This window comes from Neorhizobium sp. SHOUNA12A (assembly GCF_023006505.1).
Lineage (GTDB): Bacteria > Pseudomonadota > Alphaproteobacteria > Rhizobiales > Rhizobiaceae > Neorhizobium.
In genome coordinates, this window is sequence record NZ_JALBGV010000090.1 from 1 (window position 1) to 21,832 (window position 21,832).

Sequence of the window (21,832 nt, forward strand, 5' to 3'; positions counted from 1 at the left end):
CATGTTCCCCCTTGCCGATAATCCCGGGGTCCATGGCGCTCTCACAAACATGGTGGCTGAGCTGAAGACGGCGGGCCTTGACAAATTCTTCGCTTTTCTCCCCGCAGACACTCTGCATATCACTGCTTTCGAGGGTTTAACCGATATCCCGCAGGATGAACTCAACGCGGCAACGGCCCGCTTCGAACACGCTCTGAAGAGCTGGTATGCAGTAGACGAATTTTGCGTTTCCCCTGTTGGGCTCACTATGGGCGAGAGCCTCCGTATCGTCGTGGAAGGGGCCAACCATACCGAAAAACTGCTGCTTTTGGGCCTGCGCAGCGTTCTTCAAAAGGCCACGAACATCCCCTGCGCTGACGTGACGGCCTACAAATTCCACATCAGCCTGGCCTATCCAAAGAAGAAATTCGACAACGAAGTGGCGCAGGACATTGCCCCCAAACTGCAGGCCGCCTACGATCATTACATTGCTCCATTTGCCCTGATGCAGCTCGGCAGGGTGGGATTCTACAAATTCGAGGACATGGGCCAATTCAGGCGACTTGGTACGCTCGGACCCGATCATTACACCAAGCTTGGCAAGCAGGCCCCAGAGGTGGAGGACGCATCTGCGTGAGGATCGGTTTGACGGAAAAGAGCTCGCGGTTTTTTTGTTTTCTGAAGTCGTCCCCCGTTATTCACCTATCCCCTTGAAAGTCGCATTCAACCTGCGATTTGAAATCAGTGCCAAAAGCACAAGGTACGAGCCGTAACTCAACTTACGCTCTTTCACATTCAAAATCTGCTTCTATGGAATTGTGGTCAGCCCACATTGAATTAGCTCCCCTTTGATTAACCCCGGAAATAAAAACAAGAACTACGCGTCAACGATTTTGCCGCATTTCGGTGAAACATGCCTGCTTGATTTTTTTGGCCCTTGATTAAGTAACACCGCGCGTATCAATCTATTGAAATCGGAAGTTCAGATCACCGCCGTTTACAGCTCCTTTGGCATTTTCACGTTTCCTGCCGAGGAACCCGCAATATCGGGTTCACGTCATGACAAAGAGATCGTGCAATAAAATCAGATCGTTCAATTGGTTTGATAGGAAAAATTCGATAATTTAGAAACCTGGGAAATTCTTCTCCATCCAAGCAATTGCTTCCCCGGCCTCGTCTTTCGCCGAACCCGCCTCGGCAACTGACTTCGCCTGCCATACGTCTTCGACGAGCTTTAGAAGGTCAAAATAATCGGCTTTGTTCGGGCTCAGAATGATGTCGGTGTCTCCCGCAAGCGGACCAACGCGTGGCGCAAAATATACAGACACCTTCTGCTTCCCTCGATCGATACGGAATTTTTCGGGTTCCCAGGCCTGTAGCGTCGCCGGCCACGTTTCAGCAGTGGTGTCGTGCCAGGAACTATCGGCGCACCTCTGAATGAGATTTGAAAACACAAGATAGTTTCGCCGTCGTACTTCCTTGGCCAAGTCTTTCTCACGATTTTCAAATCCAAATTGAGATCGAGGTAGGAGTACCAGGCCGACGAAAGTCACCTTTGGGTATTCCTTCTCCATTTCCTCCATATGGAGGTGGAAATCCTGCTGCGCGCCGAGCTTATGCACAGCGGGATAAAAAACGACAATCTGCACATGGCGTAAGTGGGTTGTCGGCGATTTATCAGGGGAAATTCACCTCGTCGGCCTCTGCAAGCTTTTTCATTTCGCCATGAATAGCCACGTCGTTCCAATTGATAATGCGAACCGGGACTTCTTCAGGCTCGTTCGCACCGTCAGGAGCCGCGTTGCACGAGTTGAGAGAGCTAGCCATTTTGAAATCGTTGAGGAAATCATGGAATATGGGTAGGCAGGGTATTGACGACAAAAGGAGCGGACATCGCTCTGTTTTGTATTGGCTCCGACATGGGAGGTTGCTCCGTGCCGGCCGCGCCGCGTCAGCGGCCACGTCACCTGGAAAATGCTGACGTGGCACGACGTTGCCTCGAGGCGATATCCATCGGTTCTCCAAGAATAAAAGCCAACCCGTCTTCTTTTTTTGAGAACCAGTCGGCACTCTCATTCACACAATCTCCCCAAACCATCGCCCGACAACCGACAGGCAACCATAGCCGCCGCGCCCGCAACATCGATCAGCTTCCAATTGTTCAAGACCGACACCATGGCAAGCCAGGAACCGGTTCTACCGAAGTCGGCGCACGAACTCGGCTTTCACACGATGAGAGGCTTGCACCAGCTGGGTTCTGTCTTTCAGGAGGTGATCGAGCGGATCGAAGCCGAAACGCGTAACTCCGCGGGTTTTGCCGTCGACATCGGCCTCGTGTTGCCCAACACCACCTTCCAATCGCTTCAAGATGCCTATTCCGGGTGTGAAATCGTGAGCGATCGCTCTTTGTCACAAACGCCTGGGCCCACCTACCCTGGGAACGTCGCTTCAGGAACCGTCATCACAGTCTGTCCATTCGAGGGGGGCGACATTTCCTCCGGGCCCAAGGAAGATTTTGCGGTGTCCGTGATGGTGACGAAAAACAAGTTGCCGACGATGGCCTCGGTTTCCGTCCGATCCGCCGACCTTGAGAAGGAATTCGGAACGCGCGACTGGACGATCACCGGCGGATCTCTCTTCACCCTCGAAATCAACGGGGACTACATCTACGAGCCTCCTCAGGCGGATTGTTCTGATGTCTGGCCCATCCCCATCGCATGCACCCTGCGCAAGGAGACGACCTCGGAGATGAAAGACAAATTCCTTAAGGATGTTAAGGGGATCGTCGCTTTCGAGATCACGCAGAGCGAATGCGCGGCCGTGCCATTGTTCCGGATGCTGCGCGGCAAGGGTTTCGTCCATGTCACGGTCAATGCAACCTGGCCCGTCATGGGTCCCTGGATCGCGCTCTTCATGAAGACTTATTTCGTTGTGATGATCAACGGGAAGGAGGCTGAAGCCGACATGATCCGTGCGGCGGACTTCAACAAATCGTTCCATCTCGTCATCGCGACGAGAGCTTTCTTCGATAGCTACCTAAAGGACGGCACTGCCTTGCCCATTATCATGAAGGACTTGGTGGCTCAGCTTCAGTAGAGAGAAAAGAGCAAAGACAGCTCGGGGAAAATTGCGTAAACCGGGTTTCAACACTCCGGCAATTGGCACGCAGATAAAATCCGGGTTCAACATCCGGCACAAAACTATCAGAACTTGGATCGCCTGGATCGTTTGTCTTTTTCCGTAGCTAGCTCGCACCGCAGATTTATAAACAAGCACATTCTCTGCAGCCTCCTCGCAAATGTCGGTGAAACATGCGTGTCTGATATTTTGACCCTCGATTACGCAACGTCGCACTTCGTTTACAGGTCGATATATCCTGCCATTCATCGGTGTGGAAGGCTGTCTTCACATCCGCAGACCAAACAGCTGCCGCTACAAAGAAATATCATGATCTGCGTGGGTTCTACCCTCAGCTTCGTATCGGTATAGTCGTGGTAAGATTCTATGCGGAGACCTGGTAATTCATCTCGGGAAGGCCATCGGCCGCATCTGATGCGGAGCGCCTGAAACGGCCAATGGCCCTCCGGGAGGACTGCGAGCAAAGGGATTCCCATTGCCACAGATAACGGCCGCGACAGCCGCTATTTCCTTGTCCGCAGGTGGCTCGTCAGACCTTTCGGAGCAGGCCGCAGATCTGACGCTCTGTATCCTCAAAAATCAACGCGAATGCCGCTTTCGGCATCGAACAAGTGAACTTTGTCCACTTCGGGGGCTACGTAGATCGTCTCGCCCGGCCGCGCCGCGACCCTTTCCCGGAACACGCAAACGAGATCTTTATTTGCTCCGTCCTCCGAGCCGGGCTTAGTGCCAGGTGCGCGAACCACAACCTGTGTCTCCGCTCCCATCGGTTCCACCACAACAATTTCAAGAGCGACGCAGCCCGTTGTCTCGCGGGTCACAAGGCGAAAATGCTCCGGGCGGATCCCATAAACCGCCTTGCGCCCCTTAAGAGCCCGCACGGCGTGTTTGGACAAAGGCATTCGCAACCCGGAGGCGCCGACAAAGGTATCACCATGAACCTTTCCGCGGATAAAGTTCATGGAGGGCGAACCGATGAAACTCGCGACGAACAGGTTGTTCGGGTGATCATAAAGATCGAGCGGTGCGCCGATCTGCTCAACCATGCCGTCATGCATGACGACAATCTTGTCTGCCATCGTCATGGCTTCGACCTGGTCGTGTGTCACATAAACCGTCGTCGTCTTCAGCCGTTGGTGCAGCTCCTTGATCTCTGCGCGCATGGCCACGCGGAGCTTCGCGTCCAGGTTCGATAGAGGCTCGTCGAAGAGGAAGACCTGCGGGTTACGAACGATTGCACGGCCCATGGCGACACGTTGGCGCTGACCGCCGGATAGCTGGCGCGGAAAACGCTCGAGGTATTTTTCGAGGCCAAGGATGCTTGCCGTGTTGTTGACGCGTGCGGAAATCTCCGACTTCGAAACCTTCTGCAGCTTCAACGAATACGACATGTTTTGGTGGACAGTCATATGGGGGTAGAGCGCGTAGTTCTGGAAAACCATGGCTATGTCGCGATCCGCCGGCGGCACATCATTGACGACGCGCCGGCCGATGCGAACCTCGCCGCCGGATATGTCATCGAGACCAGCAATCATCCGCAGAAGGGTGGATTTTCCACATCCGGACGGACCGACAAGAATAACGAATTCTCCGTCCTCGATATCGATCGAGACGCCATGGAGCACGTCCACCGCACCATATGTCTTCTTAACATTACTGATCTCTAAGCCTGCCATTTTCCAACTCTTCCAGCGCCACCCAATTCTTTGATTCGGCTTGCCCCCGTGAGCGTCCGTATCCGGCAGGCGAATGCCGGTGGACAGCCAGGGAGGACTGCTGCCCACCGGCGCCTGGCGCGCGCTCAGGGCCAGCAGAACAGCCCAACCTGCTACGTCGAGCGACCAGCGACAAAACTCCTCCCGCGGGCAGCTCGAAGACTTCCCTTCACAGCCCTCGAGGCCAATCCTCCCCAAAAGCGTCATCCTTGATAATATGAGCGGTTTCGCTCGCATGCAAGTATGCATACAGGAAAATAGCGAATATGCCGCATTGCAAGCCCGACACTACGATTAAGGCGCTTGATCCGGTTGCAAAAACTTCATAAAATGCGGCATTGACAACGACGCAATTCGCTCGCTATGAGCGATGCGTGTCATCGCTGGAACTGGGAAAGCCATGCTGAATACCGCCGAAGATCGCCAAGAAAAGATTGTCGGGCTCCTAAAGAAGGAACTGTTCCTCGATATCGGCACCCTCACGAAGCGGTTTCAGATTTCGGTCGCAACGGCACGCCGCGACCTTGTCGAGCTGGAAGAGGCAGGATTGCTTCGCCGTACCCATGGTGGCGCGGTGAGCGTGTCGCAAGTCTCTCACGACCCGGCTAACGCCACCCGCGCCGTCGCGAACAAGTCGGAAAAGAGAGCGATTGCAGAGGCTGCGGCGGCGATGATTGCCGACGGCGACGTCGTGCTTCTGGACGCAGGCACCACTGCGCTGGAAGTTGCCAAATTGCTGATCGGCCGTAAGGGGCTTACCTTCATCACCAATGGGGCGGACATCTTAGGCGAGCTCATCCGGCACGACACGCCTAACGTCTACGCGGTCGGGGGCGAATTTGCTGAAATCAATCGATCCTTCCGAGGGCCGCTGGCGGAACACTTCATTCGTCAGTTCAGCGTCGACAAGCTTATTCTCAACGCCGCGTCGATCGATCTCGGTCGCGGGCTGATCTTCACCGGTTCGCCGGTAAATGCGAGCATCCAAAAAGCAATGATCGAGGTTTCCAGCCGCACGATCGTTGTCGCCGACCATTCAAAATTCACCAAATCCAGCTTTTCCGTCACCGCAAAAATCGAGGACGTTGGCGCTATCGTCACAGACGTAGGGGCCAAAGCCATTATCGATACGGGAGCGGAAAGGCTGCGGAGGAAATTCGTCATCGCAACCTAAGTGGCGATGACGCGCTGCCCACCAACCGTTTCCCGAGGGAGGAACCCATGGTTACCACGAACAGAAGAAATCTCGTTCTCGGCGCCGCAGTCATGACGCTCGCGTCACTATCCGGCGTCAACTTCGCCTGGAGCGCCGGCACGGCAAATCTCAGCCTTATGATTTGGGATCCGGCTCAGAAAGCTGGCGTTCAGAAGGCGGTCGACGCATTCCAAAGCGCGAACCCCAATATCAAGGTCGATCTCGTTCAGGTTCCACCTGATCAATATTACACCAAACTCGACGCATCTCTCGGCGCTGGTGAAGGCCCGGACGTCATGTGGCAGAGCTCGAGGGCCTCTTATTATGTCAATGGTGGCGCCCTTGAGCCCCTGACCGACTATATCAAGAAGGACAACCTGTCCCTCGATACCTACAACAAGCAGATCGCTGATCTCTACAATTTCGGCGGCCGGCAGTATGGCGTACCGAAAGACATGGACGCCTGGACCTTCGTTTATAACGCCGCCACGTTTAAAAAGCTCGGCGTCGAGGCTCCGAAGACTGACTGGACCTGGGACGACATGGTCCGGATCGCCAAGGAGATCAAAGCGAAGCAGAGTGCCACGGACGTTCCTCTTTACTACAATTTCTCCTTCAACAATGGCGTTGCCAGCCTCGTCCACGCGCTGGGTGGCAAGGTCATCGACAACAACAAGGGCATGATATCTTCAGCTGCCGGTACGAAGGCGCTTGAGATGGTCAAGGGTCTTCAGGATGATCGCTTGATCTTGAACGTAGCCGACTCCTCCGATTTCAATCCCGTATCTTCGCTGATATCGGGGAAGCTGGCGATGGGTGAAATTCCGTCCTGGAACCTCAGCCTCCTTTCGAAGGCCGACCTGCCGAATGGGACATTCCAGGTTGTCCGCATGCCTTCGGTCAACGGTTCATGGACAACCGATACCAACGGCCTGGTTTATGTGATGAACGTAAACTCGAAGCACAAGGACGAGTCCTGGAAGCTCATCCAGTTCCTGACCTCGGAGCAGGGAGCAGTGCTTCACGCTGAAGGCGGTGCCGGATTGCCGGCAAACAAGTCCAAGGCCGCGCTCGGCGCCTTCGTCAAGGCCAACGAAAAACTTGGTGGTCTGGAGCAGGCGCTCTCCGTAACGATCGACAAGAGCTATCTTCGAACGACCACCCAGTTTCCGAAGGTGATTCCGGCGAACATGAAGATCACCAGCACTCTCATGGGTCCGTTCTACGCTGGGACTGCATCTACCGCCGACACTGCCAAGAAGATTGACGACGTGCTCAATGAGGCCCTGCGTTGACCGGCACCTCAACGCTGCGCCTTAATGGCGGCGAGCTGACCCCGAGCCGCAGTGTTCTACGGCTCGGGAGCCTCAAATGGCGGCAGGCAACCGTCGGCTACCTGTTCCTGGTGCCGCTCATCGCCGGATTGTTGATCTTTCGCTTCTACGCGTTTGGCTACAATATTTGGCTTTCGTTCACGACGGCGGGTGCATTCGGTCAGCCGCGCTTTGTCGGGCTGGACAATTACCGGAGATTGTTTTCCGACAGTCAGTTGGTCATTGCGCTTTATAACACGGTGAAGTTTGCCGCGATCGCGGTGCCTGGCGTCGTTATTGTCTCGCTGCTCTGCGCGCTGCTGATGCAATACCGCTTTCGCGGCGCGTCAATATTCCGGGCGATCGTGTTTTTACCGGCGGTATGTCTGCCGACGGCAATCATTCTCGTATTCGGATGGCTGTTTCAAACGCAATACGGGCTCATCAATGCCGCATTTCATGCGCTTGGAGCCGAGCCAATGAGTTGGTTCGGAAGTGAGACCGGCGTCACCGCCGTTGTCTCAATTATCGTGGTCTACCTGTCGTTCAGCGTTCCCGCAATTATCCTTTATGCGGGCATGCAGGACCTCCCGAGCGACGTTTATGAAGCGGCAATGCTTGACGGTGCCGGCCCTGTTCGCCGGTTCTTTTCGATCACGCTTCCGCTGCTGACGCCGTCTCTGTTCTTCGTTATCCTGACATCGACGATCGGCATCCTCAAGCTCTTTGACGCCGTGTACCTGCTCTTGCCTCCCGTCGATCATTCAGTCTCGACGAACTACGGCCTCACGCTGGTTTACTACTACTACTATCTGGCGTTCGTGGACTCGGGTCAGCGTGGCTACGCGGCCGCAGTCTCATTATTCCTGCTGCTGCTGATTCTGGGCGTTTCGATCGTTCTGCTCCGGCTGCAGCGCCGCTTCGTCCACTACGGGGAGGATGGCTAAATGATGCTGCAATACCGCGTCCAATGGTGGACCTACCTCGTGGTCAGCGTCGTCGGACTAATAATCCTGACACCGTTCGCGTGGATGGCGTCGACTGCGATCATGACCACAAGTCAGACGCTTCAGGTCCCGCCGAATATTATCCCCTCGCCCGCGACGCTTGATGGAGTGCGTGAGGTCTTCAACCGCCTTCCATTCCTGACTTTACTCTGGAACACGATCATCGTCTCGATCGGTCGGGTCATCGGCACGCTCGTCATCTGCTCGATGGCGGCCTATGCGCTCGCTGTCGTGAAAGTCCCAGGCGACAAGGCCATACTTATCGTGATCCTCGCCTTGATCATGGTGCCGAGCGACATTTTCATCATACCAAGCTATTCCATCATCGCGTCCATACGAATGACTGATACGCTTGCAGCCCTCGCGCTTCCGTCTCTGTTCGACGTGTTCGGCGTGTTCCTCCTCTATCAGTTTTTCCGTGGCGTCCCTCGGGAACTGATCGAGGCGGCGAGGATAGATGGCGCGTCACACCTGCGAATTCTCGCGACTATCGTCGTACCGGTGGCACGTAGCGGCATAATTTCGCTCGCGATCCTGACAACACTTGCGGAATGGAAAGAGCTGCTTTGGCCAATCGTCGTCAATCGATCCATCGACAAGATGACGCTTGGACCGGGCCTCGCGCTGCTCCGCGGTGAATATACGACCGACTGGAACGTGCTGATGGCAGCAGGACTGTTGGCCGCTCTGCCCATGATCGTCATCTTCCTGATCCTTCAAAAGAGGTTCATCGCAAGTTTTGCACGGAGTGGTCTAAAGTAGACCCTCCCCCTTCAAGTCCTGTTGTTGGTATCGCTCTCCGGAGCGAGCCACCTTGCACATTTACACGACCGTCGGGATGGCTGCTCGCCATCGCCGACCCCACAACTGGATAGCAACATGCATAAAGAGGCATCGATGTTTGACCTTCTGCCTTCGCGCTCCGGACGCGTCATCGCCTGTGGTCATCGCGGCCATTCCATCAACGGCCATGAGAATACACGCCCATCCCTGCGACAGGCTGCCGAACTCGGTGCGTCGCTCTGCGAAATCGATCTGCGGATGACGCGAGACGGCCGTCTCGTCGTTTTTCATGACGACATTCTCGACAGCGCATCGACAGGCACCGGTCTCATTTCGCAGATGGACTATTGCGATATTGCCCGGTTGCAGACCAGGAACCGAAATGGTCCTTTAATCGAGGGGCAGCCGATCGAACCTTTTGAAGACATTCTGGCCTATTGTCACGATCTTGGCCTGGCGTTGATCGTCGAAATCAAGGACAAGTTTGAAGGCCTCGGATATCTCGAAAACGTTGTGCGCCTCCTCAAGAAAACCGCAATGTTCGAGCGGGTCCTGGTCAGTTCGTTTGATTATGTCGTTCTGCGCGATATCAAGCACCTTGCTCCCGGCATCCGAACGATGGGCATCAATTACCATCGTCTCGTCGAACCAGCTGCCGCGGCCCGCTCCGCGGCAATGGACGTCATGAACACCGACTATCCGCAGTTTGCGCCTGATATTGCCGAAAGTCTTCACGCCGCAGGCGTTTCAGTCAGTCACTATGTGCCGCCGCCGGCGCACTTCGTGCTCAGGCGCTCCTACGGCCTCGACTATCGGGACCTTCTTCAGTCGTACATGCGCGCTGGATTGATCGATATGCTGGTTTGCGATGACGTAACCTGGATCGTCGACTTCATCAAAAACTGTGGGCTTGAACCAACGCGAATGGAGTTCGCGCGATAGCTGCGTCGTTTGCTAGACCCAAGCTGCGGCAAGGCCGCAAACCCCGGCCTTGCAGCAACAATCCATCGTCAGATCATCGACGAATTGACGATGCTCGAATGACATGGAACTTGAATGAGATGAGGAATGAGAGCCAATGGCCGAACCCGAGAATGACACGATGTCCTCCAACCACATCATGGAAACAACAGTGGAGAGGATTGCCCGCGAGGCCGGCCGGATCGCACTTGCTCACTTTCAGTCTCTGGCCACCCTGCCAGTTGAAGAGAAGGGACATCTCGACCTGGTGACGGGCGCCGACAGGGAAGTCGAGGATTTCCTGATCGCCGCCCTCCGAGAGGCGTTTCCGGAGGATGGCGTCTTTGGCGAGGAAGGTGGCGATGTCTGCGGTGTCTCCGGCCGGATTTGGGTGATTGACCCCATTGACGGCACCTTCAACTTCGTTCGCGGGAGCCAGAACTGGGCGATCTCGATCGGGCTTTTCGAAAATCGTGAACCCGTTTTTGGCGCAATCTTTGCCCCTGCTCGCGACCTGATGATAACCGGCGGCACCGACATCGGCGCGAAGATAAATGGCAAACCGATGCCTTTGCTTCCGGCCTTCGACCTGTCCCGCGCATCGACTGGGATAGGCATACACCCATCGATTGCCACAAACGACAGGCTCGAAGTCTTTCGCTTCCTTGCAGACGAGCTTCGCATCAACTTCCGTTGCTGCGGGTCATCAGCACTCTCGCTTATGGAGATCGCCATGGGCGAGACCGATGGTTACGTCGCACTGGGCGACTCCACCTGGGACGTGATGGCCGGCCTGCCGATCCTAGCTGGGCTCGGCGTTTCGCATACCATCGAATGGGGCCACATTGATCTTCGGGAAAAACTTCGGTTCGCCTGTGGTGGCGATGCATTCCTGACCAGGATGCGGCCGTTGCTTGACAAGGTTTCGGTCGCGGCTTGACGACGGTGCGAACGAACGGAGGCACTCTTGTCCATCATAAGACAACGTCCGGCAAAAGAGCTGTCTCCGGTTGAACTTCGTCAGCGGACCGTAGACGGTAGGGGGCTCGCCGATATCAGGCTTTTGCAGGTGGAAGACGGATCGGGCAGAGGACAGAGGATTCTTGCCGTTCGCAACGCCTCGGGAATCGGCTTGGAAATCGCGCTCGACCGAGGTTTCGATATTGCCAGCGCCACATGGCGTGGGATCAATATCGGCTGGAACAGCGCAAACCGACTCCCATGGCCGGCCAATTCTGTCGATGCGGAGGACGGGGTCGGATTCTACCGAAACCTCGACGGGTTCATTGTCACCTGCGGGCTGGATCACATCGGCGCCGCACAGCGGGCCCAGGCGGGGCATTTCCTCCATAAGCACCGGAAGGAGGTCTTTCACCCGCTTCACGGAAGGATATCGAGCCAGCGCGCGACTATTTCCGGCTACGGGATCGACTGGGACAGGGAAAGCCCCGTTATCTGGGCGGAAGGTTTCTTGAGGCAGAGCGCGATATTCGGCGAAAACCTGCTGTTACGGCGCAGATTGGATATTGACGTGTTCGGCAGCACGGTCCGGATCAGCGACACCGTCGAAAACTGCGGCTTCCGCCCGACACCACACGCAATTCTCTACCACGTGAACTTCGGTTATCCTTTCCTTGATGAACTGACCACGCTCTCCGGAGACCTCGATGAGAACCTTGTCGCGGCGTTCAACAATGAGGACAAACAGCCGCGTGATGATTTTATCGATTACTTTCAGGAAACTCCTGTGGTTTCGACTGGTTCGATGGCCTCGGTCGAAGTTCGAAACGGTGCTTTGATCGGAGGAGTGTGCGCGCGCATTTCGTTTTCGCCGGAGGCGCTCCCGGACTTCGGGATCTGGCGAGCGTTCCAGTCCGGCGTCTACGCACTGGCGCTTGAGCCGATGAGACGCGGGGTTTCCCAAGATCAGCCTGCCCTCCTTCCGCGATCATTGGCAGCTGGCGAGAAAGCAGCTTATTGGTTGGAGTTGCAGCTCTCTTCCATCGATCAGTAGGTAAAATCTGACGTACTCAGTACTCAAGCCGCCCGGGTGCAATCAAAAAGCACCCGCCTGAACCGCTCCCATTGCGACGACGGCGGTCCACTTCTGTCTCGATATACCGGTGCAAATGAACCAATGCATAAACGCAGTTTCATACACCACATGACCATATATCCTGCAAAAAGATCGAAAGATATTCACGAGCCAGAATAATTTATGTCACGAAGCCTCCCGGACATTACCAGGACAGGATACAGTTGCGAGCGTGTAAGGGGGTTTATTCGGTGCTAGCTAGTTTGCAATTCTCAGGGCACAAAGGTTTTTGTCGTTTTGTCGTTTTGTAAAAAGCATATCCGTTTCCTCAAAAAGCAATCCGAACCCATATCCGGGTGTTGAGACCCGAATATCATAACCTCATGAACGTCAGCGGTTGCGCGCTGTATCCATGCTTCAATACCATTGATCGCGTCTCCTGTTGGGGGGACATTTCCTAGACGAGAGCGGCCGGCGATCCTGACGGCAGACCAAGAACCGCCCTCATGATGGCGAGATACGTTTTGATGTCCTCGGGGCGGGCAACCACCGCCGCATATCTCTGCTCCTGAGACGCGGTGATAAAGTCCACGGGTCCATCAATGACCTTGTTGTCGGTATCCAAGGCGAAGATCTCGAAGGTCAGCGTCTCGGACTCGACCGTCGGCTTCGTGGAGAAAATCGCATACATTCCGGCGAGCTCACAAGCGGATGCAGACACGGTCATGTAAGCGATAGCCTGTGCGCTGATAACCAGCTCGATATCGGCTGTCGTGCATCCAAGGCCCAGGGGAACGCTTCCCTGCTTGCGAAGCATCGTCGAAAGCGACACCACCCTGTCGTCATCTGGGCCAAGTCGTCCGGACCCCACTTGAACCAGTTTTGACTGGCAAGGAACGATTTTAGCGGGCTCTCTGTACATGCAGATTCCGTGTTCAGGCCCGCCATCGTAAGTCAAACCATGGTTGCTGGGGTAGTAGACGATGCCGAATACCGGGCCGTCTTTTTTGGTCCAAAGGCTCAGCGACACACTCCAGTGCAGCCGCCCGGAGACGAAGTTCTCCGGCCCGTCGATAAGACCGGTGATGGCGTAAAGCTCGCCATTGCCCTGGATGCCGTCGCCCTTTTCTTCCCCGATAATGCCAATATCGAAGAAATTCTCTTGCAGCAGCTTCGTCAGCATCGCTCCCACCTTCTTCTTCGCCGCAGTGAGCAAATCTTGAGGCGTCATATGCTCTTCGACGATAGCATCGCCGTCGAGTATAGCCTTGGCATTCATTGCAGCAAGCATGAGGCCATGTCGCATCGTGCGGATCACCTCCTGATCGACACTGAAAGAGGCAGGAGCGGACATTGTGAATGGTGGTCTGAAGGAAGAGGCAAACTGAATTTCGAAGATGCTTTCCGCAGGCGAGGAGCGATGTCTGGTTTTGTTGCAAGGCGGCGGATGTTTGGTTTTGGGGCGAATGACCGATGTTGAGGATGGAGAGCGAGAGACCGGGCTTTTATGGTTACCCCCACACGCATCCCTCTTCCGGACACGTCAGCGCTGACGTGGTTGAATGCATGCCACGTCAGCAAACCCGCTGGAGCCGTGCCACATCACCGCAAGGCGTCAGCAAGGGAGAACACGTCACCCGTCTCACGTTTCAAAGGCAATGTACGAAGTAAACGCGCGTAAGACATTTTATTGAGCGCTATCTGGTCTGCAATGTTCAAGATACGACTATTTTTATATTTTTTGTGAGAGGTGCATATCCGTTTCCTCGAAAAGCAATCCGAACCCATATCCGGGTGTTGAAACCCGAATATCATAACTTCATGAACGTCAGCGGTTGCGCGCTGTATCCATGCTTCAATCCCATTGATGGCGTATCCTGTGGGGAGGACATTTCCTGGACGGGAGCGGCCGGCGGTCCTTACTGCAGATCAAGAACCTCCTTCATGATGGAGAGATATTTCTCGATGTCCTCCGGTCGGGCAACCACCGCCGCATATCTCTGCTCCTGAGACGCGGTGGTAAAGTCCACTGGTCCATCGATGGGCTTGTTGTCGGCGTCCAAGGCGAAGATCTCGAAGGTCAGCTTGCCGAAGAAGATCGCGTGAAGGGCGGCGAGGTCCCAAGCAGCATCCGCCGGGGTGATGTAAGCTCTGGCTTGACCTTGCGCAACCGATAGAATGTGGCTGATCGTGGCTCCGAAGTTGCGAGTGTAAATGGACCGTTTGGCAAGCTTTTCCAAAATGGCGAGCCACCTCTCCGTATCCACGCCAAGTCGTCCAGTGCCGACCAGAACCAATTCGGTCTCGCAAGGAGGGATATCGAAGTGCTCATTGTTCTTCAAAATTCCGTATTGTCGGCCACCCTGGAACATTGAACTCTCGCCAGGCTCGAAGGCAAAACCATAGTCCGGGCCTTTCTTGGTATATAGGCCAAGCAAGACGCCCCAGTGACGCTGCCCGGCTGCGAAGCCAATCGTTCCGTCGATTGGGTCAAGGAGGGCGAAATGGTTTCCCTTGCCCTTGATCATGCCGCCCTCTTCTTCGGCGATGATGCCGATCCCGGGAAGCTGTGCTTGCAGCAGCGTGCCCAGCCTCTCTTGCACCTTCCTGTCGGCTGCGGTCACCAGGTCACCAGGCGTCTTCGGCTCCGCGGCCAGTTCATTGTCGTCGCGCATGCCAGAAGCACTCAGTCCCTCAAGCCTAACATTTTCTCCGATCACCCGGATCTGCCCCCTGTCGAGCCTGAAAGGCGCAGGAGAGGACATTGCAATGACAGGCCAGGAAGCGGAGACGAACCGAATTTCGAAGATGCTATCCGTGGGAGAGGGCGATGTCTGGTTTTGTTACAAGGCGGCGGATGTTTGGTTTTGGGGCGGATGACCGATGTTGAGGATGAAGAGCGAGAGACCGGGCTTTTATGATTACGCCTCTCACACGATGTCCCTCTTCCGGACACGTCAGCGCCGACGTGGTCGAATGCACGCCACGTCAGCAAATCCGCTGGAGCTGCGCCACGTCGCCGCAAGGCGTCAGCCAGGGTGAACACGTCGCCCGGCGGCTCACGGTGCGGAAGTTCGAAAGGCAGCGTACGAAGTCAACGCGCGTAAGACATTTTATTTGCGCTATCTGGTCTGCAATTTTCAAGATACGACTATTTTTATATTTTTTGTGAGACGTGCATGTCCGTTTCCTCAAAAGCAATTCGAACCCATATCCGGGTGTTGAAACCCGAGTATCATAGAACGTCAGCGGTTGCGCGCTGCGTCCATGTTTTAATCCCATTCATCGCGTGTCCTGTGGGAGGACATTTCCTAGACGAGAGCGGCCGGCGATCCTGACTGCAGACCAAGAACCTCCTTCATGATGGAGAGATATTTCTCGATGTCCTCGGGTCGGGCAACCACCGCCGCATATCTCTGCTCCTGAGACGCGGTGGTAAAGTCCACGGCTTCATCGATGACATTGTTGTCGGGACCCAAGGGGAAGATCTTGAAGGTCAGATGCTTGGGCTCGACGACCAGATGCTTGGGCGGCTTCGAGAACTCGACGGACGAATGCCCGGAGAAGATCGCATGAAGGCCGGCGAGATCCCAAGCCGCATCCGCAGGGGTGATGTAAGCTCTGGCCTGACCCATGACAACCGCTACGACGTTGGCGATAGTGCCTCCGAGGGCCTTGTTGGAAATGTTCAGGCTGGCAAGCTTTTCCAAAATGGAGAGCCACCTCTTTGTATCCACGCCAAATCGTCCAGTGCCGACCAGAACCAAATCGGTCTCGCAAGGAGGGATAACGAAGGCCTTGTTGTTCAGTTTGGTTCTGTATCCGGGGCCACCCTCGAACACTGAAGGCTCGCCAGACAGATAGACACTGCCGTATTGCGGGCCGGCCTTGAAGTATAGACCGAGCGACACGCCCCAATGATCCTCTCCGACGGCGAAGCTGGCGTTTGCGTCGAGTGGTTTAAGGATGGCGAAACGATCTCCAAAGTCCTCGACGTTGATTTTCACTCCTTCGACGAAAATCTGGGTATTTGCGGGGAACAGCCTTTTCAGATCCCCGATCAGCACCCCTTGCACCGCCTTGGCGGCCGCGGCCGCGGCCGCGGTCGTCAGATCCCCGGCCTCAAAATCGATGGGGCGCATTGCAAGAGCGGCTTTTCCCGCATTCCCAACGCTTACTGAGATCGTGTAGGTGTCAAGCTCTTCGAGCCAGTAACCGGCATGAGCAGACCCGGCATGAGCAGACCCGGGAAAAGGGGGCATTGCAACGAAAGGCCAGGAGCGGAGACAAACTGAATTTCGAAGATGCTTTGCGCAGGCGAGGGCGATGTCTGGTTTTGTTACAAGGCGGCGGATGTTTGGTTTTTCGAGCGGATGACCGATGTTGAAGATGAAGAGCGGGAGACCCGGCTTTTATGGTTACCCCTCCCACACGCATCCCTCTTCCGGACACGTCAGCACCGACGTGGTCGAATGCACGCCACGTCAGCAAATCCGCTGGAGCTGCGCCACGTCGCCGCAAGGCGTCAGCCAGGGTGAACACGTCACCCGGCGGCTCACGGTGCGGAAGTTCGGAAGGCAGCGTACGAAGTCAACGCGCGTAAGACATTTTATGTGCGCTATCTGGTCTGTAATGTTCAAGATACAACTATTTTATGGTTTTGTGTGTGAAGTGCATGTCCATTCCCTTTCGAAAGCAATCCCACCTCATTTGGGCCGACCCCGTTTTTTGGATGTGTTGAACACCGGGATGTTGAACCCCTTGCTTTTAGACGCCGCCGGTTGCGCGAGCTGCGTCCATGTTCCATCATCGTTGATGGTGTCCTGTTGAGAGGACGGTTCTCCAGGCGAGAACGATCGGGTAGCCGATACCTATTACCCGATAACCCAGAAGACAAGTCGCCCGGCCAGTTTGGAGACCGGGCTCAGGTAAGGTGACAGGAATACGCGAACCTGCTCATAGCCCAGGATCAAGGCAATACGTAGAACCAGTCGGCCAGCCTTGAGCGCATAAGTGTCGAGATGGGTTTTGGCCGCCAGAACCCTCAGTGCGCGCCCAAATAGCACCAGCCAGCCCCCGACCCAGCCACCGACCAGGAAGAAAAGCTCCAGGACATGATCGGAGAAGACGGTCTTGATGAAGAAGAGCGGAAATCCAATTTCCGCCTTGTGCGTCCACGTCTCCAGGATTGTACCGTCGCTGGCGCGCAGTGGGACGCCGATCATGCTTAACGATGGTATTGATTCGATGAAGATCACCGAGACTTCGCGGAACAGGCTCTGGGGAGACATGTCCAAGTTTGTAACGCCATCTCTGACCTGTATCCAAATCCAGCTGTATTTTCCAGCAAGGTCCGCGATTACCATGCCCTGGTCGTAGTTGAGACCGATGGCGAGGCCGAAGCCGAAAAGGATAACGAAGTAAAACTTGTATTTCGTGCTTGCGGTATAGCGTCCTCCGGTTGTGATATCGTCGACGAAAATGGCGCAGATTTCGATATAACGGCGCGTGTGGAATACGCCGATATTGATGTTGTCCGCGGTGGGAACGCTCGCGCCATTTTGCTGCGGGCCGGAAGGGTCGTTTGGGCCGCGCTCTTCCTTCCGATCGACGACGGCATTGGTTTCGACGTCGAGTTCCAGGCAGTGGTCCTTTATTTTTTTTTTCTGATCGTCGGTGAGGCTGCAGCGGAGCTTTCTCAGTTCATTCAACTTTCCCCGCCAACGGAAGCGGTCAAACAGGAGCCCGCCAAGCAGCAAGATGGTGCTGATGAGCGACGCCACAAACACGAACCATACCGCCTTTTTGACCGTTGCGACGTCGTCGTTCAGGGTGGTGACAAAGGTAATTCCCGGCGGCAGGTTGACCCAGATCCGTTTCAAGAAAAAGGCATAGGCCAGCTCCCGGCCAGTATGGGGGTAGCGGGTGTAGAGCAAGATCATCCCTATCGACCGGGCCGCCGAGGTCAGACCACCAAGAAAAAAAACCCATTGTGGCAAAAAAAGTGCAACGACGATGGGAGCCGCATAGAGGAGTATCCAGACGATGCACGTGACCGTCTTTTCGTACACAGGCAGGCGATGATTGAGGCTCAAATGCGCCTCGGCCCGGCGGCTTTCCTTTTTGGCCAGGGTTTGGGCAAGTTCGGGCAGCGGGGCAATGGGGCTCTCCTCGTCGCGACACAGCGCGAGGCGCTGGCATAGATTGCCCCTAGGTGCCATTGTAGCCGGGATAAAATCTATGTCCCGGGTCAGGAAATTGTCTTTGCGGAAATTGCTGATGTGCCAGTATCCCTCCCAGGCGCGTCGGAAGAAGCCGGGGGGGGGCGCGGGCGTATTCGCTACGCCAAGCTCAGGCAGTGACATGGCGAAATCGGCGGTGTCTGGGCGGAGTATTTTTCTTCAATCGCCCGGGTGTTGTTGAGGTTGCGCGTGATATCCGCCTGCGAGCTGATCTTGCCTGGGGGTGCCGTATTTATATCTTCACCGTCCCAAGTCATATCCAATCACCTCCCGCCAACGCATCAGTCGGCGATGATGACAAATGCCAGCCGCCACGTCAGCTCGCCACGTCAGCTCAAAGGACACGTCATCCGCACAGCCCGCATGCAAACGCTTGCCGATTTTGGCGAGTTCGCGGCTTCGTTGAAGGCATAAATACGAGAGATTTTCCTCATCTTTCTTTTCAACGATCACCCCGCTGCCCAAGTCGCTTCTATAACCAACCCATAAACCAGCCAACGGACTTCAAATCGCGCAAACATCATGGCGGTACGTGTTTCCTCCCTGGCGAAAAACAGCGCCGTTATAAAATTTCCACTAATATGTCACAGGCGCCGGTCTACGCCTTTCCTCGCGCGAAGCCACCCAAGTGGCGCTTGCCCCCTGGCATGTCGGTTGAGACGTTCATGGACCTCCATTCCATGCCTAATCTGGCTCTGAGAGGCGACGAGAAATGGGAGCATATGCAGTTCATCACCCACCGCTTCGACTACCGTCCCGGAGACGGTTTGCCCGAGAACGGGTGGTCGACCTTGGCTGCGTCGGCGAAACGTGGCTTCCGCAACCACGAATTCGACGTTGTCTATACACTCAACGGTCCTATCGTCGATCATGATTACCGCGCCTTGCGCGCTCGCGGGCTGGACATCGCATTTGCCGAACTGTCCATGGGCGATGTCGTGGGTCACCCGATCTTGATCCAGAAGTTTCAAAACAACGACTTTGCTCCCGGGAGTATCGTTTCAAACGACCTGGTCTCGACCCCCGATGCGACGATCGCGAAGCTCTTCGAGCTCGTCCCCGATGGCTCAGGCTTCCCCGACTGCCGCAACATGGATATCTGCCGATACACCGCTGAACTCAGCCACAAGGAGGTCCACACGCGCCTGCACCCGATGTTCTACACCTTTACCATCCATGACGGACAGGACTTCGCCGATACCACCGAGACGTTCGACCCTCATCCCGAGTGGAAGACGCGCGTCAAGCCCGTCCTTAACTTCTATCCATCTGAACTCATCACCGTGGCTCAGCGACGCGGCATGGATGCGGAGAATGTTGAAGACCTTTTCAACGTCGGGAAGGCGTTGATGATGAGCTTCCGCAAGGCCGGAATCACGCTCTTTGGGTTTGTTGCCATGAATTCCGGCCTCAGCCCGGAGGACTTCGAGAATTTCGAAGAGTTGAGCAAGGAGGAACAGTTGGAAATCTATGGCGAACAAGCCATGCGGAACCTCGTGGAATGGATCCGATCCAGCGGCGAGTTCCCGAACGTAAAAATCGGTTCCGGCACGCGCGCCTATGACTGCTCGATCCCGCAGCCGGACGGAAGCAGGGTGTATTACACCTATCACCTTATGACTGGAAAACTGCTTCCATGGTCAGCCTCACCTGTCCTCAGAAAGATCAGGGAGCTTTACGCCACTCCCGGCGTGGCCGAGAAGTATATGAAACCGGATATGCTCATCGCGGACGAACTCGACCAAGCGGCCCTACCCTGCTGCGGAATTCCGGCTGACGATAGCCTCGGCTTCCGCCACCCACGCTTCGACACGCGGCCCGAGACCACGCAGCCCGAGACCACGCAGAATTAGTTGGAGGGCTGCCGTTTTTTAATGTACGGCGTCGTCAGTCATTTCCGCCGATCGAGAGAGCACATTTGAGAAAAAAGAAGCGGCATACAACACCGCTCGGACGACTGTTCACTGAATTCAACATCAGGAACAGATGGATGTCGGATGATTTCAATAGCTTGGCAACAGGAAACACATCAGAAACGGGTTGTAAATCCAACAAAAAAATCAGGTATATTTCCTTTAAATAACAGCTTAGCAGATGGAATAAGATACGAACCTTCTCTGCAACCTTTGCAATCGTGCCGTAAAGCGCCCGGGACCTCAGTTCTGACTTGCAATCATGTGACATGACAAATCAAATCTATTGAAATTGAACAGAAAATTTTGATGCTCCGCACATTGGAAACCGACTATATGAAGTTTGTTTACAGTTCTATATATCCTGCAAATAGCCAGACCCGGCTGCATAAAAAATCGGTTACGGGCGGCGCAGGCACGGGCTCTCCGTGGGGGCCAGCACCCGAGCAGGGTCTCATACGTGCGCGTGGAACAGGACGACACAGCCAAACAATTGGGTTGACCAACGCAGAAACGAACGAACGCATAAACGTAGCTTCGCACACCACATGACCATATATCCTGCAAATTCGAGATCTAAGTGGCCGACAGTGAGCTTGAAGTTCAAAAAACCCTTCGGCATTTGCACGGTTTCTCCAAGACACCGCAATATACGGTTCACGTCATGGCAAAAGGCCGGGCGATAAAAACAGATTGTCCAATTGGTTTAATAGGAAAATTCGATAATTTAGAACTCTGAGACTTCATCCGACAACCAAGCCAATAGCGGCCCGATACATTGCTCGGGTTCCTCCCAATCCTCCGACATTCCCTTCCATACATTTTCGACGAGCTGTAGAAGCTGAAAATATTCGGCTTTGTCCGGGCTCAGATATATGTCGGTGTCTCTGGCAAGCCAACCAACTCGTGGCGCGAAATATACATGCACCTTCGGCTTCCCTTGACAGATGCGGAATTTATTGGGAGCCCAGGCGTTCAGCGTTGCCATCCAACTGTCAACCGTGGTTTTGCGCCAGGAACTATCAATGCATCTCAGAATGAAATCCGAAAACACGATGTAGCTCCGCCGACGTTCTTTCCCGGGTAGGTTCTCGCCATCTTCAAATCCAAATTCGGCTCGAGGTTGCAATACCAGGCCGACGAAAGTCACGTCTGGGTATTCCGCCTCCATTTGCGCCATATGGTGGTGGAAAGCTTTCTGTTCGCAATAGTGCACAGCTGGATAAAAAACGACAATCTGCACATAACGTCAGTGGATTGTTTGCGATTTAAGAGAGGAAATTTACCTCAGCGGCACCCGCAAGTTTGTCACGGTCGCCGTGAATAGCCACGTCGCTCCAATTGATAACCCTAACTGCGGTATCCTCGTTCCCGTCATCGTTAAGAGTCACGTCGCACGGATCGAGAGAGCTCGCCATTGTGAAATCGTTGAGGAAGTAATGAAATGTGTTAGTCGGGGTGTTTGACGACAAAAGGAGCGGACATCGCCCCGTTTTTATATCGGCCCCGACTGAGGCGGTCGCTCCGTGCCGGCCGGGGCCACGTCAGCATG

At 55.1% G+C, this 21,832-nt stretch carries 20 protein-coding genes; 11 read left to right on the plus strand and 9 right to left on the minus strand.

The window, feature by feature from the left end:
• Positions 1–616, plus strand: a 616-nt coding sequence (locus MOV63_RS27065; protein WP_247038551.1) for a DUF1868 domain-containing protein, incomplete at its 5' end; no start/stop codon positions are given.
• Between the two features lie 487 nt (positions 617–1,103).
• Here MOV63_RS27065 and MOV63_RS27070 read toward each other — a convergent pair.
• Complete coding sequence (locus MOV63_RS27070; protein ID WP_247038553.1) at positions 1,104–1,553, minus strand: hypothetical protein; 450 nt, start codon at positions 1,551–1,553, stop codon at positions 1,104–1,106.
• Between the two features lie 103 nt (positions 1,554–1,656).
• On the minus strand, positions 1,657–1,806 hold the full coding sequence (locus MOV63_RS27075; RefSeq protein ID WP_247038554.1) for a hypothetical protein: 150 nt from the start codon (positions 1,804–1,806) through the stop codon (positions 1,657–1,659).
• 330 nt (positions 1,807–2,136) lie between these two features.
• On the opposite strand from MOV63_RS27075, the gene MOV63_RS27080 reads away from it, so the two are divergent.
• Positions 2,137–3,075 (plus strand): hypothetical protein, encoded by a 939-nt coding sequence (locus tag MOV63_RS27080; protein WP_247038556.1) that lies wholly within the window; start codon positions 2,137–2,139, stop codon positions 3,073–3,075.
• Between the two features lie 614 nt (positions 3,076–3,689).
• Here the strand turns inward: MOV63_RS27080 and MOV63_RS27085 are convergent.
• Complete coding sequence (locus tag MOV63_RS27085; RefSeq protein WP_247038558.1) at positions 3,690–4,793, minus strand: ABC transporter ATP-binding protein; 1,104 nt, start codon at positions 4,791–4,793, stop codon at positions 3,690–3,692.
• Between the two features lie 439 nt (positions 4,794–5,232).
• Here MOV63_RS27085 and MOV63_RS27090 point away from each other — a divergent pair, with 439 nt between their 5' ends.
• The 7 genes from MOV63_RS27090 to MOV63_RS27120 all read left to right on the plus strand — a co-directional run bounded on the left by MOV63_RS27090 (position 5,233) and on the right by MOV63_RS27120 (position 12,104).
• Positions 5,233–6,006 carry a DeoR/GlpR family DNA-binding transcription regulator gene (locus MOV63_RS27090; RefSeq protein WP_247038560.1) on the plus strand — a complete coding sequence of 258 codons (774 nt, stop codon included), beginning with the start codon at positions 5,233–5,235 and terminating at the stop codon, positions 6,004–6,006.
• Between the two features lie 47 nt (positions 6,007–6,053).
• A complete protein-coding gene (locus tag MOV63_RS27095) occupies positions 6,054–7,322 on the plus strand; it encodes an ABC transporter substrate-binding protein (RefSeq protein WP_247038562.1) in 1,269 nt (422 codons plus the stop codon).
• The gene (locus tag MOV63_RS27100) at positions 7,319–8,287 is read left to right on the plus strand and encodes a carbohydrate ABC transporter permease (RefSeq protein ID WP_247038564.1); all 969 of its coding nucleotides are present in this window, start codon (positions 7,319–7,321) and stop codon (positions 8,285–8,287) included. The genes MOV63_RS27095 and MOV63_RS27100 overlap by 4 nt, the downstream gene beginning before the upstream one ends.
• Positions 8,288–9,109, plus strand: coding sequence for a carbohydrate ABC transporter permease (locus tag MOV63_RS27105; RefSeq protein WP_247038567.1), 822 nt, complete (start codon positions 8,288–8,290; stop codon positions 9,107–9,109). It begins immediately after the preceding gene.
• 24 nt (positions 9,110–9,133) lie between these two features.
• On the plus strand, positions 9,134–10,072 hold the full coding sequence (locus MOV63_RS27110) for a glycerophosphodiester phosphodiesterase family protein (protein WP_247038569.1): 939 nt from the start codon (positions 9,134–9,136) through the stop codon (positions 10,070–10,072).
• Positions 10,073–10,208: 136 nt separating this feature from the next.
• Positions 10,209–11,030, plus strand: coding sequence for an inositol monophosphatase family protein (locus MOV63_RS27115; RefSeq protein WP_247038571.1), 822 nt, complete (start codon positions 10,209–10,211; stop codon positions 11,028–11,030).
• A gap of 27 nt (positions 11,031–11,057) precedes the next feature.
• A complete protein-coding gene (locus MOV63_RS27120; protein ID WP_247038573.1) occupies positions 11,058–12,104 on the plus strand; it encodes a DUF4432 family protein in 1,047 nt (348 codons plus the stop codon).
• A gap of 478 nt (positions 12,105–12,582) precedes the next feature.
• On the opposite strand, the gene MOV63_RS27125 is transcribed toward MOV63_RS27120, so the two are convergent.
• The 5 genes from MOV63_RS27125 to MOV63_RS27145 all read right to left on the minus strand — a co-directional run bounded on the left by MOV63_RS27125 (position 12,583) and on the right by MOV63_RS27145 (position 18,820).
• Positions 12,583–13,479 carry an inositol monophosphatase family protein gene (locus MOV63_RS27125; RefSeq protein ID WP_247038575.1) on the minus strand — a complete coding sequence of 299 codons (897 nt, stop codon included), beginning with the start codon at positions 13,477–13,479 and terminating at the stop codon, positions 12,583–12,585.
• Positions 13,480–14,044: 565 nt separating this feature from the next.
• Positions 14,045–14,800, minus strand: a complete 756-nt coding sequence (locus MOV63_RS27130; RefSeq protein WP_247038577.1) for an inositol monophosphatase family protein — start codon at positions 14,798–14,800, stop codon at positions 14,045–14,047.
• A 636-nt stretch (positions 14,801–15,436) separates the two neighbouring features.
• Positions 15,437–16,267 carry an inositol monophosphatase family protein gene (locus tag MOV63_RS27135; RefSeq protein ID WP_247038579.1) on the minus strand — a complete coding sequence of 277 codons (831 nt, stop codon included), beginning with the start codon at positions 16,265–16,267 and terminating at the stop codon, positions 15,437–15,439.
• Between the two features lie 732 nt (positions 16,268–16,999).
• The gene (locus MOV63_RS27140; protein ID WP_247038581.1) at positions 17,000–18,490 is read right to left on the minus strand and encodes a hypothetical protein; all 1,491 of its coding nucleotides are present in this window, start codon (positions 18,488–18,490) and stop codon (positions 17,000–17,002) included.
• A gap of 117 nt (positions 18,491–18,607) precedes the next feature.
• Positions 18,608–18,820: a hypothetical protein gene (locus MOV63_RS27145; protein ID WP_247038582.1), complete on the minus strand. Its 213-nt coding sequence runs from the start codon at positions 18,818–18,820 to the stop codon at positions 18,608–18,610.
• 212 nt (positions 18,821–19,032) lie between these two features.
• Here MOV63_RS27145 and MOV63_RS27150 point away from each other — a divergent pair, with 212 nt between their 5' ends.
• Positions 19,033–20,220: a hypothetical protein gene (locus MOV63_RS27150; RefSeq protein WP_247038584.1), complete on the plus strand. Its 1,188-nt coding sequence runs from the start codon at positions 19,033–19,035 to the stop codon at positions 20,218–20,220.
• Between the two features lie 640 nt (positions 20,221–20,860).
• On the plus strand, positions 20,861–21,019 hold the full coding sequence (locus MOV63_RS27155; protein ID WP_247038586.1) for a hypothetical protein: 159 nt from the start codon (positions 20,861–20,863) through the stop codon (positions 21,017–21,019).
• Here MOV63_RS27155 and MOV63_RS27160 read toward each other — a convergent pair.
• A complete protein-coding gene (locus tag MOV63_RS27160) occupies positions 21,008–21,430 on the minus strand; it encodes a hypothetical protein (protein ID WP_247038588.1) in 423 nt (140 codons plus the stop codon). The genes MOV63_RS27155 and MOV63_RS27160 overlap by 12 nt on opposite strands.
• Between the last annotated feature and the right edge of the window lie 402 nt (positions 21,431–21,832).